The sequence below is a fragment of the Haladaptatus rarus genome, assembly GCF_054177585.1.
The window spans coordinates 82,714-95,011 of the sequence record NZ_JBPEHG010000010.1; the positions used below are offsets into that span (position 1 = coordinate 82,714).

General features: G+C 58.7%; 15 protein-coding genes. 6 read left to right on the forward strand and 9 right to left on the reverse strand.

What is annotated here, in order from left to right; translation table 11 throughout:
• Positions 1-221: 221 nt before the first annotated feature.
• The 4 genes from ACR3FE_RS19150 to ACR3FE_RS19165 form a co-directional block, all read right to left on the reverse strand.
• Entirely contained in the window at positions 222-377 is a 156-nt protein-coding gene (locus tag ACR3FE_RS19150; protein WP_458209084.1) for a hypothetical protein, read from the reverse strand.
• A 50-nt stretch (positions 378-427) separates the two neighbouring features.
• Positions 428-901 (reverse strand): NUDIX hydrolase, encoded by a 474-nt coding sequence (locus tag ACR3FE_RS19155; protein WP_458209085.1) that lies wholly within the window; start codon positions 899-901, stop codon positions 428-430.
• 114 nt (positions 902-1,015) lie between these two features.
• Positions 1,016-1,732: an ABC transporter permease gene (locus tag ACR3FE_RS19160; protein WP_458209086.1), complete on the reverse strand. Its 717-nt coding sequence runs from the start codon at positions 1,730-1,732 to the stop codon at positions 1,016-1,018.
• Entirely contained in the window at positions 1,729-2,523 is a 795-nt protein-coding gene (locus ACR3FE_RS19165; protein WP_458209088.1) for an ABC transporter ATP-binding protein, read from the reverse strand. Before ACR3FE_RS19165 ends, ACR3FE_RS19160 begins: the two co-directional genes overlap by 4 nt.
• 85 nt (positions 2,524-2,608) lie before the next feature.
• On the opposite strand from ACR3FE_RS19165, the gene ACR3FE_RS19170 reads away from it, so the two are divergent.
• Positions 2,609-3,298 (forward strand): helix-turn-helix domain-containing protein, encoded by a 690-nt coding sequence (locus ACR3FE_RS19170; RefSeq protein ID WP_458209089.1) that lies wholly within the window; start codon positions 2,609-2,611, stop codon positions 3,296-3,298.
• Between the two features lie 79 nt (positions 3,299-3,377).
• On the opposite strand, the gene ACR3FE_RS19175 is transcribed toward ACR3FE_RS19170, so the two are convergent.
• On the reverse strand, positions 3,378-4,352 hold the full coding sequence (locus ACR3FE_RS19175; RefSeq protein ID WP_458209090.1) for a transcription initiation factor IIB: 975 nt from the start codon (positions 4,350-4,352) through the stop codon (positions 3,378-3,380).
• A 249-nt stretch (positions 4,353-4,601) separates the two neighbouring features.
• On the opposite strand from ACR3FE_RS19175, the gene gatC reads away from it, so the two are divergent.
• The 3 genes from gatC to ACR3FE_RS19190 all read left to right on the forward strand — a co-directional run bounded on the left by gatC (position 4,602) and on the right by ACR3FE_RS19190 (position 7,721).
• Entirely contained in the window at positions 4,602-4,880 is a 279-nt protein-coding gene (gene gatC / locus ACR3FE_RS19180; RefSeq protein WP_458209092.1) for an Asp-tRNA(Asn)/Glu-tRNA(Gln) amidotransferase subunit GatC, read from the forward strand.
• Positions 4,877-6,145: an Asp-tRNA(Asn)/Glu-tRNA(Gln) amidotransferase subunit GatA gene (gatA, locus tag ACR3FE_RS19185; protein WP_458209094.1), complete on the forward strand. Its 1,269-nt coding sequence runs from the start codon at positions 4,877-4,879 to the stop codon at positions 6,143-6,145. Before gatC ends, gatA begins: the two co-directional genes overlap by 4 nt.
• 361 nt (positions 6,146-6,506) lie before the next feature.
• Positions 6,507-7,721, forward strand: a complete 1,215-nt coding sequence (locus tag ACR3FE_RS19190; protein WP_458209095.1) for a PKD domain-containing protein — start codon at positions 6,507-6,509, stop codon at positions 7,719-7,721.
• A gap of 67 nt (positions 7,722-7,788) precedes the next feature.
• Here ACR3FE_RS19190 and ACR3FE_RS19195 read toward each other — a convergent pair whose 3' ends face one another.
• Positions 7,789-8,064: a hypothetical protein gene (locus ACR3FE_RS19195; RefSeq protein WP_458209096.1), complete on the reverse strand. Its 276-nt coding sequence runs from the start codon at positions 8,062-8,064 to the stop codon at positions 7,789-7,791.
• A gap of 337 nt (positions 8,065-8,401) precedes the next feature.
• Between ACR3FE_RS19195 and ACR3FE_RS19200 the strand changes: the two genes are divergently transcribed.
• Positions 8,402-8,929, forward strand: coding sequence for an SCP2 sterol-binding domain-containing protein (locus ACR3FE_RS19200; RefSeq protein WP_458209097.1), 528 nt, complete (start codon positions 8,402-8,404; stop codon positions 8,927-8,929).
• Between the two features lie 62 nt (positions 8,930-8,991).
• On the opposite strand, the gene ACR3FE_RS19205 is transcribed toward ACR3FE_RS19200, so the two are convergent.
• From ACR3FE_RS19205 to ACR3FE_RS19215, 3 genes are all read right to left on the reverse strand, one after another.
• Positions 8,992-10,194, reverse strand: coding sequence for an acyl-CoA dehydrogenase family protein (locus ACR3FE_RS19205; RefSeq protein ID WP_458209099.1), 1,203 nt, complete (start codon positions 10,192-10,194; stop codon positions 8,992-8,994).
• Complete coding sequence (locus ACR3FE_RS19210; protein WP_458209101.1) at positions 10,194-10,757, reverse strand: SCP2 sterol-binding domain-containing protein; 564 nt, start codon at positions 10,755-10,757, stop codon at positions 10,194-10,196. The genes ACR3FE_RS19205 and ACR3FE_RS19210 overlap by 1 nt, the downstream gene beginning before the upstream one ends.
• 152 nt (positions 10,758-10,909) lie before the next feature.
• The gene (locus ACR3FE_RS19215) at positions 10,910-11,563 is read right to left on the reverse strand and encodes a helix-turn-helix domain-containing protein (protein WP_458209102.1); all 654 of its coding nucleotides are present in this window, start codon (positions 11,561-11,563) and stop codon (positions 10,910-10,912) included.
• Between the two features lie 120 nt (positions 11,564-11,683).
• Here ACR3FE_RS19215 and ACR3FE_RS19220 point away from each other — a divergent pair, with 120 nt between their 5' ends.
• Positions 11,684-12,082 carry an Lrp/AsnC family transcriptional regulator gene (locus ACR3FE_RS19220; RefSeq protein WP_458209104.1) on the forward strand — a complete coding sequence of 133 codons (399 nt, stop codon included), beginning with the start codon at positions 11,684-11,686 and terminating at the stop codon, positions 12,080-12,082.
• The last annotated feature ends 216 nt before the right edge of the window (positions 12,083-12,298 follow it).

Consider the following 12,298-nt stretch of genomic DNA (forward strand, 5'->3'; position numbering starts at 1 on the left):
CCACAGGCCTGGCACTCGAACCGCGCCGGCTCCGTCCGCCCAAACGTCAGACCGACTCGGCTGACAAATCTTATTTCTGATAGTTCGACGCGGAGAATAGGTATTATTATACACCGGCTAATCGCACGTGAAACGTCGCAAAAACCGGATATTAGGTTTCCCTCCTCCAGATGGTGTCGTGGGAATAGGCAGGAAAGGATTGCTGACAGATGTTGTCTCTGTCACTGTCCTGCCGTCACGATCTGTTCGCTTCCGCAATCGGGACAGCGCGTTTGCTCCGTCTCGAACGCCTTTCCACAGCCAGTGCAGACGTAGGTGGGTCGACGTTCGTCGTCACTGTCGCCGAAATGTCGTTGTATCCGGTCGATGATACTCATGGAATCGAAAATCCACCGTACCTCCCTTATTATACACCGCCTAAACCGCCTTAGCGCCGCGATTCGACGCGCTCGATCGCTTCGACACCGAGCGACACGACCTCCTCGGTCAGCCCGTCGCGTCCCCGCAGTTCGTCCGGCGTGAACCATCGCCATCCGTCTTCGTTCGTCTCCCCATCGTCTGGTGTGAGATTCCTGTCTGCCGCCTCACCGTAGTAGATGAAGTCGATGTGCTGGTGGGCGACCTCTCCATCGATGGTATCGATGTCGTAAAGCATGGTGTGCTCTGCGGGCGATAGCTCCCGCCCGAAATCGGCAGTCACACTCGTCTCCGGTTCGAGGAGGGTGACGTCCAGCCCTGTCTCCTCTCTGACTTCCCGAAGCGCGGCCTCACGGGGCAGTTCGTCACGATCGAGGTGACCACCGGGTGGGAGCCACATGTCGAGTCTGTCGTGCTCGTGAAGCAGACAATCGCCGTCGTGGACGACGAACGTCGTCGCCGTGAAATGTCGCGTCGTCTCCATGGTGGTACGGCGCGGAGGCGGTACTTGCTGCTTACGGTCGAGTTGGTGGGCGTGTGGATGGATGGGCGGATAGACGGGGCGGAGGACAGATGAGTAGCGTCACCGAGCGAGGATTCAGTCTGCGCGTCGAACCGCCATGGCGGCTGCCGCGATCGAAACGAGCGTCAGGACCGCGAGGACACCGATCGCTACCCACAGGTCTTCGACGCTCCCGCGGTCGAGGACGACGTACTCCATCCCGTCGATGAGGTAGGTGATCGGCATCACTCGTGCGGGCAGTTCGAGATAGGTCGGGAGTTCCTCGACCGGTCTGAAGGTTCCGCCGAGGATGATCTGTGGCGAGATGACCACCGGAATGAACTGGAGGGCCTGAAACTCGTTCTCGGCGAACAGGGAGAGAAGGATACCGATTCCGAGTGCCGTCAGTGCGCCGAGCAGTTCGAGGACGAAGAAGAGACCGACCCCGTGAGCGAACTCCACGTCGAGGAAGTAGACGCTGGCACCCAACAGGACGACCGATTGGACGGCCGCGAGGATGCCGAATCCGATGACGTATCCGAGAACGAGTTCTCCCCTCGAGATCGGCGAGACGAGGATACGTTCTAGTGTTCCGGCGGTCTGCTCACGGAGAAAGCCGACGGCGGTGAGAAGGTACGTGAGGAAGAAGACGAAGACAGCAAGCAGTATCGGCGCGACTGGCTCCGGACGAGGAAAGACCTCGCTGAGCAGGTAGATGATGAACGCAGGGACGACGAGCACGAGACCGACGGTTCGGCGGTCGCTCCTGAGTGCGAGCAGCAGACGGCGCGATACCGTTATCGCACCGTTCATGACGCCACCTCTTCACTCGCAGAATCGGATCCTTCGCCGAAGGAGTCTGACTCATCGTTGACGCCGCGGTCGAGAAGTGCGAGAAATGCGTCGTCTAGCGTTTCGGTTCCGGTCGCTTCGAGGAACGATTCGGGGGCGTCGAACGCAAGCACCTGCCCGTCTCGGAGGAAGAGAACGCGGTCACAGTACCGCGCCTCGCCGAGGTAGTGGGTCGAGACGACGATCAGGGTTCCGCGGTCGCGTTGTTCCCGAAAACCGTCCCACATGGTCGCCCGGAGTTGCGGGTCGAGACCGACCGTCGGTTCGTCCAGAAACAGCAGATTCGGTCGATGGACGACCGAACAGGCGAGACTCGTCCGGCGAACCATCCCGCCCGAGAGATTTGCGACGAGCGAATCTCGGCGACTGCCCAGATCGACGAATTCGAGCACTCGGTCGACTGCATCCTCCACGTCATCGACGCCGTAGAGTCGAGCGAAGAAGGCGACGTTCTCCCGGACGGTAAGATCACGATACACCGCCTCGTTCTGGGGCATGTAGCCGATTTGCGCGCGATCCGCTCCAGTGAACGACAGCGGATCTGTGCCGTTTACCTCGACCGATCCGGCAGTAGGCCGGAGAGTCCCGAGCAAGGTTCGAATGAGCGTCGTCTTCCCCGAACCGTTCGGACCAGCGACGCCGATGATCTGTGGCTCCTCGATATCGAGGGTGACCCCATCGATCGCGGTGATATCCCCAAATTCGCGGCTGAGATCGTCAGTTCGTATCGAGCGCATCTCTTCCGATTCCATACGAAAGTAAAGGAGCGAACCGGCGATACGCCTTCTGACGGGTATAGTCGAGGGATTTATACCGACCCCTCGGTACCCTCTCCGTATGAAATACCTCCGGCTGACGAGTACGCCGGAACCGGATCGAGCACCCCGTCTCTTTCACCTGTTCGCCCGAGCGCCGTACGTTACCGAGACGCGCCTGTGTAACTGGAATCTGGCTGATGAAGGCTCTGCGACCGTCCTGTTCGAGATCGACGGTAACCTCGACCGATTTCGAGCGGATCTAGACGACGTTTCGGGAATCCTCGAAGCGGATATCAACCGGATTACGGATGGTCGCTTCTACTTGCTCGTTCGAGTTCGCATCTCGCAGATTCCACTGTTGCGAACCGTCTTTCCGGTGTTGACACGTGCAGGCACCGTCGTCGTGAAGCCCGTGGTCTACCGAGATGGGCAAGTCCACGCCCGTATCGTCGGAACTGCATCGGAACTCCAGTCGATGGTCGCGGAACTTCCACCGAGTATCGATGTCGAAATCCACGCCGTCGGCGAGTACGACGTCGATCGTGAGTCCCCTTCCTCGAAGCTCAGCGAACGTCAACGTGAAGCCGTCCTGACTGCCCTCGAACTCGGGTACTACGATCAGCCGCGGAAAGCCACGCACGAGGACGTGGGCGAGCGCCTGGGCTGTGCACCGAACACGGCCTCCGAGCATCTCCAGAAAGGCGAAGCGAAACTGCTGAAAACGGTGTTACGGTCGGAGTCGAAGCGATCTCAGAATAGTACGCAGTAGCGCAATCGGTCTTTCAGTTGCGAAGCCGGTCTCTGCGCAACGGGAAAAGCAGCAGGGCCGTGGAGAGTGGAACGGTTCGTCAGGGTGCGACGGTTCCCTCTTCGGCATCCAGCAGTTCGTGGTAGCGGTTGCGGATGGTGACCTCGCTGATGTTGGCTACCTCGCTCACCTCGCTCTGTGTGACTTTCTCGTTCGTCAGGAGCGCGGCGGCGTAGACGGCGGCAGCGGCGAGACCGACCGGCGATTTCCCGCTGTGGATTCCCTGTTCGGTCGCCGAATCGAGCAGTGATCGGGCACGTCGTTCGGTTTCATCGGACAGTTCGAGTTCCGAGACGAATCGGGGGACGTAGCTCTTCGGGTCGGCTGGTTCGATTTCCAGACCGAGTTCTCGGGCGACGTAGCGGTAGGTACGGGCGATCTCGTCCTTCTCGACACGCGAGACGGCGGTGAGTTCGTCTAGACTACGCGGGGTTCGAGCCTGTCGGGCAGCGGCGTACAGGGACGCCGTAGCGACACCTTCGATGGAGCGTCCAGGAAGGAGATTCTCGTCGAGAGCTCGGCGGTAGATGACGCTGGCCATCTCCCGAACACTGTCCGGCAGGCCGAGTGCGCTCGCCATCCGGTCGATCTCGCCGAGCGCCTGTTTGAGATTGCGCTCTTTGGAGTCGCGCGTGCGGAACCGCTCGTTCCACTTGCGGAGTCGCTGCATCTTCTCGCGCTGGCGCGAGCCGAGCGAGTTTCCGTAGGCGTCACGGTCTCGCCAGTCGATGTTGGTCGAGAGGCCCTTGTCGTGCATCATCGTCGTCGTGGGGGCACCGACGCGCGATTTCTGGTCGCGTTCAGTCGCGTCGAACGCTCGCCATTCGGGACCACGGTCGACGGCGTCCTCTTCGACCACGAGACCACAATCGGCGCACACCCGTTCCCCACGTTCTTCGTCGGTCACGAGCTGGCCACCACATTCGGGACATCGCTGTTGCTCGTCGGCTTGCGCTTCCGTACGCTCGCCACTGGTCTCCGTTTCTGCGTCCGGTCGGGTACGTGTATCAGTCATGGGCGCGTGCTATCAGGGAGAGACAGAATTTCGAAGAATCGATAGACGTATGTTGTAGTACTTCCACCTACTTAAGTCCAGTGGGTAACCTGGTGATTTTCTCGATTAGGAAATAGCGTAATCATCCCTGGTTTCCGAGGAACGATGCAGTATTCGGAATTCTTGCACGACTGAGATTCATCCGTCTTTATGGGCAAATCGGCAGGGTGTATCGAAACTCTTACCGCTCGTCCGCGGGTTCGTCAACACATGAGCGATACGTCTCCTGGACCCGACGAGGTTCGGTACATCGCGCGGTTGGCCCGTGTCGGTATCTCCGACGAGGAAGCCGAGCGATTCGCCGAACAGTTCGCGGATATCCTGGGCTACTTCGAGACGCTGGACGAGGTACCGGAGGTCGAGCGCGAACCAGATCTCGTGAACGTCATGCGTGAGGACGAAGTTCGTGCCGGTCTCGACCAGCAAGACGCACTGAAGAACGCACCGGAATCGGAAGACGGCTACTTCAAAGGGCCGAACGTCTCATGAGTCACAACGCATTCATCACCGAGGAGACCATCGACGGCGACGGAGACGGCCTACTCGCCGGGGTGACGGTCGCCGTCAAGGACAACATCAGCACCGAGGGCGTCCGGACGACCTGCGGTTCCGCGATGCTCGAAGACCACGTCCCGCCGTACGACGCGACTGTCGTCACGAGGCTGAAACAAGCAGGGGCGACCATCGTCGGCAAGGCCAACATGGACGAGTTCGGGATGGGGACGACTACCGAGACCTCCGCGTTCGGTCCCACAGAGAACCCCGTCGCCGAGGGTCGCGTTGCGGGGGGCTCTTCCGGCGGAAGCGCCGCTGCCGTCGCAGCAGGCGACGCAGACATCGCGCTCGGCTCTGACACAGGGGGTTCCATCCGCTGTCCTGCCGCGTTCTGCGGCGTCGTCGGCATCAAACCGACCTACGGACTCGTCTCGCGATACGGACTGGTCGCCTACGCCAACAGCCTCGAACAGATCGGCCCCATCGCCCCAACAGTCGAGGAGGCAGCCGAACTCCTCGACGTCATCGCCGGGCCGGACGAACACGACGCGACGACCCGAGACGAAGGAGAAGACGCAGACTACGCGAGTGCAGCGGACGGCGACGTGCCCGGACTCGACGTGGGCGTCCCCACCGAACTGGTTGAGGGTGCCGACGAGGGCGTCGTCGAACAGTTCTGGGCCGCGATGGACGACCTCGAATCGCAGGGCGCGACGGTACACGAAGTCTCGCTCCCATCCGTCGAGCACGCGGTCGAAGCCTACTACGTCATCGCCATGAGCGAGGCGTCATCGAACCTCGCACGCTACGACGGCGTCCGGTACGGTCACTCCGGCGGCTTCGACGGCAACTGGAACGAAGTGTTCTCGGAGACCCGCGAGGAGGCTTTCGGTGACGAAGTGAAACGCCGCATCCTGCTCGGAACGTACGCGCTCTCGGCAGGGTATCACGATAAGTACTACAAGAAAGCGCAGGATGCCCGGGCGTGGGTCAAACAGGATTTCGACTCCGCCTTCGAAGACGTGGACGTGCTCGCCAGTCCGACCATGCCGACACCGCCGTTCGAACTCGGCGAGAGTCTGGACGACCCACTCCAGATGTACCTCGCGGACGCCAACACGGTTCCCGTGAACCTCGCCAACCTCCCCGCCATCTCGGTACCGGCTGCCGACACCGATGGGCTTCCGGTCGGCGTGCAGTTCATCGGTCCGAAGTTCGGCGAAAAGCGCGTGATCCAGGCCGGAAGCGCCCTAGAGTAGTCGAACGGTCACACGGTTATTTCACTCTTCCCACCAATTAGTAGCGAACGACGAGTACGACAGGTATGAACCGTCGTCCGTTCGTCGTCGCGCTCTCTTCGGTTTTCGTCGTCGGTGGTTACGAAAAGTCGATGAGAAAGCCCCGCCCTTCAGGGCGGGGAGGATGTCAAGAGTCATCGCTATCCGATAGCTTGGTGTCTAATCCTGTATCGAGTAGAATAATTTATGAGATATTTAAAGCAATGCATTCTTCACTATCATAAAATATCCATGTATATAAGAAATTATATGATATTGCTATCTATTTTTGGATAAAATTAAAAAAACATAAATCAGTGTTTCGACGACCAACTGAGCAGCAATGACAACGCGACGCACGTTCTTGACGGCAGCCGGATGCGCAGGACTCCTTGGACTCGGTGCAGTACAAACGAGCGGTGAGAGCGGAGCAACTTCGGTTTCGAGGGATTCGTTCACCCTGTTGAGCGGAACCGACGAAGCGACGGACGTCTACGTGACGAAAGCGAGTCGTTCTGGGCCGACTGCACTCGTCGTCGGCGGGATGCACGGTAACGAGGAAGCGGGATACAAAGCCGCGGAGAAGATCGCTCAGTGGGATATCGCGCGAGGGACGCTGGTGACGATTCCGAAGGCGAACGCCGAGGCAGTCGAGGAGGACGCCCGGACAACCGACGATGGCGGTGACCTGAATCGTCAGTTCCCGGTGGGTGAGGAGCCGGAGACGGAACTCGCACGCGCCATCTGGGGTGTCGTCGAGAAGTACCAGCCCGACGTGGTCGCTGACCTGCATGAATCGGTCGGCATCTACGATGGAGACATGATCGGCGGTGTCGGACAGGCAATCTTCTATAATTGGGAAGAGGAAGCGGCCAGCGAAGCCAAGACGACGGCAGACTACCTAAACGAGAACTACGTCTCGCGTGACGGATACGAGTTCTCGACCGACGCATTCTCTTCGCCGTCTAATGAGCCGAACGATCTGTTCGTTCACAAAGTGGCCCGAGATGCTGGCGCGCGTGCCTATCTCGCGGAGGTCACCGCCGTGGATACGTCCCTCAGCAAGCGCGTGAAGTGGCACTCGAAACTCACGCAACAACTCGTCGAAGAAGAACTCCTCACCACCTCCGGTGACGGTAGCGACGAGGAGAAAGACGAGAAACAGGACGACGAGAAGAACGAAGAAGACGACGAGAAAGACGAGCAGAACAAAGAGGAAGAAGAACAGAAGGATAGCGACGACGAAGATACTGGCTCCGGCGACGAGAAGAACAAACCTCCTGTCGCGCGGATTCAGACGTCGCCTGGTAACGTGAGCGACGGGTCGCTCAAGCGTAGCGAAACTGTCTCCCTCGATGCGTCCAAATCCACCGACGAAGACGGCGAGATCGTGGAATACTTGTGGGATCTCGACGGTGACGGCTCGTTCGAAACGAGCGGAAAGACCGCCAAGCTCGAACTGTCCGAATGTGCAGATTATCGCGTCGTGCTCCAGGTGACCGACGACAAGGGTGCGAAAGCCACAGACGAAGTCCTTATCACCACCATCGACCAGTAACCGTCACCGAACGCGGTCGATGAGTCTGGCTTGGGGCGAGTGGACCGCCGAATGACCCTTACGGTGTTCAGAGATCGAGGCGAGTAACTTCCTTTTCCGTCTTCTTTGGGTCGATTCCGAGTTCAGAGAGCGTCTCTTCTGAGAGACCGATATCGAGGATTCGGTGGTGGAAATCTCGTGACTCCGTTTCGGAGACGACCGCCCCGTCGTCCGATTCTGTATCTTGTTTCGTTCCTGTTCCGCGACTGTCGGCTCGCGTCGTCTCGTACGCATCGCGGATGAGTTCCGCTTCGAGTTTCGGGATGGACGGCGGAATCTCCGGTGTTCGTTTGGTTCTGGACATCGGTACCCGCCACTCATAGGACAGTGTTAAAATTATTTTAAGCTAACAAATCTGTCTTTTCCCTGTTGTTCCGTTCTCTTTCGTGATATCTCTGGCACGATAAGGCTAGTAACGACTCTGTTGTCAATTTACAGCAGTGCGTGGTGATGAGAGGATGGTGCATTCGTCATCGAGGACTCGATTATCGAACTGAACGGCCGCGCTCATACCATCGTCCACATTCCGACGCCACGGGTCGAGAACCGGCACGCCGAGTCGTCGTCAGGGCTAATAAAGCGCCGCCGATACGGTGGAGAACGTTGATTCTGTTCGCTACGTTCGTATCCAACGAGCTTGTATGCCAGACAGTGACAATCCAGATCCGTTGTACTTCCCCAGTCAAGCGTGGTTCTCCCGATACGAGGAGGTCATCAACGACGACGACGAGTACAACGAGATGAGCGAAGGGTGGGGTGTCGGATTCGACGGCGACATCGTGTTCGAGATGACCGATATGCCGGTCGATGCCCTCGACGTCGAGTCGATGCCGGAGTACCTCGAAGACGAACTCGACCAGTACATGACCGACGTGGGACACGGTTACACCGGGTACGCCTACCTCGGACTGGAAGACGGTCGCTGTACGGGTTCCGACCTGATAACCGGGGCAGACGCCGTCGACAACGGGTTTCACCTCACTGCACACACCGAGGATTGGGAGGAACTCATCCGAGGCGACACCGATATCATCCAGGGGTTGATGAGCGGGAAGTTCGAACTCGACGGCGACATGCAGAAGATACTCCAGTACTCGGATTCAGCACAGCGACTCACGTCGCTCGCGGCATCTATCGACGCGAGGTTCGCCAGAGAAGAGTTCTCGTAGATTCGCAGAACACTGCCACGATGGAGGGTAGATGACTCCTCCATCGGTAGGCGACTTTTCCATCAGTAGGCGGCCATCCCCGTCAGTTCCTTGCCGACGATGAGTTTCTGGATCTCGGTAGTGCCGTCGGGAATCGGCATCGTCCGGGCGTCACGGTAGTAGCGTTCGAGTCGATTCTCGGTCTTGAGACCCTCTGCACCGTGAACCTGGATGGCGTCGGAGGTCGCTTCGACAGACTGCTCGCAGGCGTAGCCCTTCGCAAGCGAGGACATCATCCGCGCGTCGGGGTCACCCGATTCGAGCAGTTCGACGACGCGCTCGGCTAGACACCGGGAGGATTCGAGGGCACACTTGATGTCGTAGAGCTTCTCTTGGATCAACTGGTGTTGCCCGATGGGTTTGCCGAACGTTTCGCGCTCTTTCGCGTACGCCAGCGACTCGTCGAACGCTGCCTGCATGATGCCGACCGCCATGAACGCCATTCCGGTTCGCATGAACGAGAACGTCGCGTTCAGTGGCTTCTGATCGAGGAACAACTGCGTGACGCTCTCGGGGAACGGCACGATATCCGAGATGTCTTTTCCCTCCATGATGGCGTTCTCGAACATCGTGGAGAGGCGATTGTCTTCCGGGACGCGCACGCCGTCCAGATAGATACGACCGTTCGGCACGGCCTTCCAGCCGAGTTTGCTGATGACTTCGGTCTCGAACGGTGCATTCTCCTGATCGACGAGGAACATATCCTGCGAGTCGGTGCTCTCGTCGTGTGCGACCACGAGTGCCACGTCGGCGATCTGTGCGTTTCCGACCCACGTCTTCTGCCCGTCGATGACGAACTCGTCGCCCTCCTTTCTCGCCGTCGTCCGGGGACGGGCCGTGTCGCTTCCACCTTCCGGTTCGGTCACCGCAAGACAGCCGATACACTCACCCGCGTCCAGTTTCGAACCCATCGCCTCCTGTGTGGCGTCGCTCGCGAACTGGACGAACAGCGACGGAAACGACATGTTCAGCGCAACGTTGAGACTGGGCCAGACGCGACTCATCTCCTCGGAACAGATGGTGTAGCGTCGCAGGTCGCCGAAGTACGACCCCGCGGTTTCGGGGTCGAATCCGACGCCGATCTCACGGAGGTCGTCCACGTACGACAGCAGTTCGTCTCTGGTGAACGGCTCCTGGTCTTCCTCGTCGACGACCGGTTCGACGTTCTCGTCTAGATACCGGCGAAGTTCCTCGCGGAACGCCCGTTGTTCGTCGGTCAACCGCATCAACTCGGGATGTTCTGGGAGACGGAGTTGATGACCGGTGCGAGGCGCGTCCCCTTGTTGACGGGACCGTCCATCTCGTACTGCTGTTGCATGAATCCCTGTATCGGGTCGACCTTCCCGGTGACCAATCCGACGAGCGTGTCGGCTGGGCCCGTGATCTCCAACATCGGGTCGTCCAGGGTGCCTGCCCCACCGCGCATCACCTGTGCGTCCTTGTCCACTTCGAGGTGACCGTCCATCTGGCAGTCGGTCGCCGAGAAGTTCACGGTGATGTCGTCATTTATTTGTTCTTTCACCTCCGGCTGTTGTTCGACGAGCACTTCGACACCGGCCCAGAGTAGCTCCTGGAACTGGTCTGCCGTCTCCGGGTTCTCCGAGACGAACGCCGCAGTGTCCAGCGTCTTCATCCGGTCGACGACGCGACCGAACACTACTGGATGTTCCCGGACGAGTTCTCGTTCTCGCCCGTCTATCTCGTCGAGCAGTTCCGGCAGCTCCCGTTCGAGTTCCTCGTCGGACTGTTCCGTCGCAGCTTCGATTCGCTGTATCAGATCGTCGGTCATGCGTACTATCTCCTGCGATGGCCGGACTCGACTGCATCGAGGCTTCTCCGGGCCATCTACAGACGACGATTTGACCGAGAGACCGAAGGGTCTACTTCGTCGTATACACAGGGGTTTATAAACCATGACGGAACGCAAAGGTCAGAAAGGGGCTACCGTGGCGTTACCTCGGTGAGAATGGCGGCCTCGACCTTTCGAAGGAGTTCGCCCACGTTACTCGGTGAGCAGTCGAGTTCGCTGGCCAACTCTTCGTGGGTCACGCGACGCGGCACCGAGTAGTATCCCAACTCCACCGCCGTCTGTAGTATCTCCTGTTGCCGCTCGGTGAGCACGGAGAAGAGCCGTTCGTTCTGCGGTTTGTAATCCCCGGTCTGTTCCAACTTCGGGCGGAGCGACGGCGGAAGTTCCGGGATCGCTCGACGAACCATCTCCTCTTCACCGATGACAGTGAGTCGGAGGCCACCACGGTCGGTGAACTCCAGTGGTGTGTCCACGATGAGTTCGTGTTCGCGTGGTATCTCTAGCAGGGTCTCGATGACCTCGTTCGGTTCGAACTGGACGTACACGTGGATGCTATCGCGTGGCTGTGAGACGTGTGACATCACCACCTCGTCGTGGTCTGCGAGGATGTCTTTCACCACGTCGACATCACCCGACAACTGGTAGATGGTGATCGCCGTCCCGTCGTTGAGCAGAGATATCTCGTGGATAAACTGGCGCGTCAGAGACGATTCTGCCGCGAACGCACCATCTATCGGATGCAACCCACCCTCGTCTGGGATGAGAACGAACTTGACGTACCGCATATCAATGACTGTGAAGAATAATCATAAATGTCTTTTCGGACATAATCAGACACGTCGGATGAACTAGCGAAGACAGGTCGACCGTATCAACTCAATTAGTTGGCCAGCGAATGTGATACCATGGACGACATCACAATCGACGACGTCGACCGTGGTATCCTCCACTTCCTGCAATTGAATGCCCGAGGAAACACGGATACCTTCATCGGCGAACAGGTCGGCGTCACCGCGACCACGGTCAGCAACCGAATCGAGAAGCTCGAAGACTCCGGCGTGATTAGAGGATATCGTCCAGATATCGATTACGAACGTGCTGGTCTCTCGCTCCGCGTGCTGTTCGTCTGTACTGCTGACCCCACTGAGCGTGCGGACCTCGCAGAGCAAGCACTCGAGGAGCACGGTGTCGTTACCGTCCGTCAGACGTTGGCCGGAGAACGGAACGTCCACATCGAAGTGGTCGCACGAACCACCACCGAGATCGAAGAGGTGACCGACGAATTACACGAGATCGGACTTTAGATCGTAAGCTCCGATATACTCATAGACCAGAATTTTCAACCATGGGATCATTTCTACGCTTCGCAACTCGCTGACGATAAGTGATGATGCGCCCTGATTTGGGTATCTGAAATCAATCACCGACATCACCGATTTATACCACCACAGCATTTTTGATTTCCACCTTGAGCATACATATATTTGGAATGCCCAAATATATTCGTCGTTTGCAAAGCA

Excerpts from the sequence above, each read along its gene's own strand:
- ACR3FE_RS19150 (WP_458209084.1), bottom strand. The coding sequence starts at position 377 with ATGAGTATCATCGACCGGATACAACGACATTTCGGCGACAGTGACGAC.
- ACR3FE_RS19155 (WP_458209085.1), bottom strand. The coding sequence starts at position 901 with ATGGAGACGACGCGACATTTCACGGCGACGACGTTCGTCGTCCACGAC.
- ACR3FE_RS19160 (WP_458209086.1), bottom strand. The coding sequence starts at position 1,732 with ATGAACGGTGCGATAACGGTATCGCGCCGTCTGCTGCTCGCACTCAGG.
- ACR3FE_RS19165 (WP_458209088.1), bottom strand. The coding sequence starts at position 2,523 with ATGGAATCGGAAGAGATGCGCTCGATACGAACTGACGATCTCAGCCGC.
- ACR3FE_RS19170 (WP_458209089.1), top strand. The coding sequence starts at position 2,609 with ATGAAATACCTCCGGCTGACGAGTACGCCGGAACCGGATCGAGCACCC.
- ACR3FE_RS19175 (WP_458209090.1), bottom strand. The coding sequence starts at position 4,352 with ATGACTGATACACGTACCCGACCGGACGCAGAAACGGAGACCAGTGGC.
- gatC (WP_458209092.1), top strand. The coding sequence starts at position 4,602 with ATGAGCGATACGTCTCCTGGACCCGACGAGGTTCGGTACATCGCGCGG.
- gatA (WP_458209094.1), top strand. The coding sequence starts at position 4,877 with ATGAGTCACAACGCATTCATCACCGAGGAGACCATCGACGGCGACGGA.
- ACR3FE_RS19190 (WP_458209095.1), top strand. The coding sequence starts at position 6,507 with ATGACAACGCGACGCACGTTCTTGACGGCAGCCGGATGCGCAGGACTC.
- ACR3FE_RS19195 (WP_458209096.1), bottom strand. The coding sequence starts at position 8,064 with ATGTCCAGAACCAAACGAACACCGGAGATTCCGCCGTCCATCCCGAAA.
- ACR3FE_RS19200 (WP_458209097.1), top strand. The coding sequence starts at position 8,402 with ATGCCAGACAGTGACAATCCAGATCCGTTGTACTTCCCCAGTCAAGCG.
- ACR3FE_RS19205 (WP_458209099.1), bottom strand. The coding sequence starts at position 10,194 with ATGCGGTTGACCGACGAACAACGGGCGTTCCGCGAGGAACTTCGCCGG.
- ACR3FE_RS19210 (WP_458209101.1), bottom strand. The coding sequence starts at position 10,757 with ATGACCGACGATCTGATACAGCGAATCGAAGCTGCGACGGAACAGTCC.
- ACR3FE_RS19215 (WP_458209102.1), bottom strand. The coding sequence starts at position 11,563 with ATGCGGTACGTCAAGTTCGTTCTCATCCCAGACGAGGGTGGGTTGCAT.
- ACR3FE_RS19220 (WP_458209104.1), top strand. The coding sequence starts at position 11,684 with ATGGACGACATCACAATCGACGACGTCGACCGTGGTATCCTCCACTTC.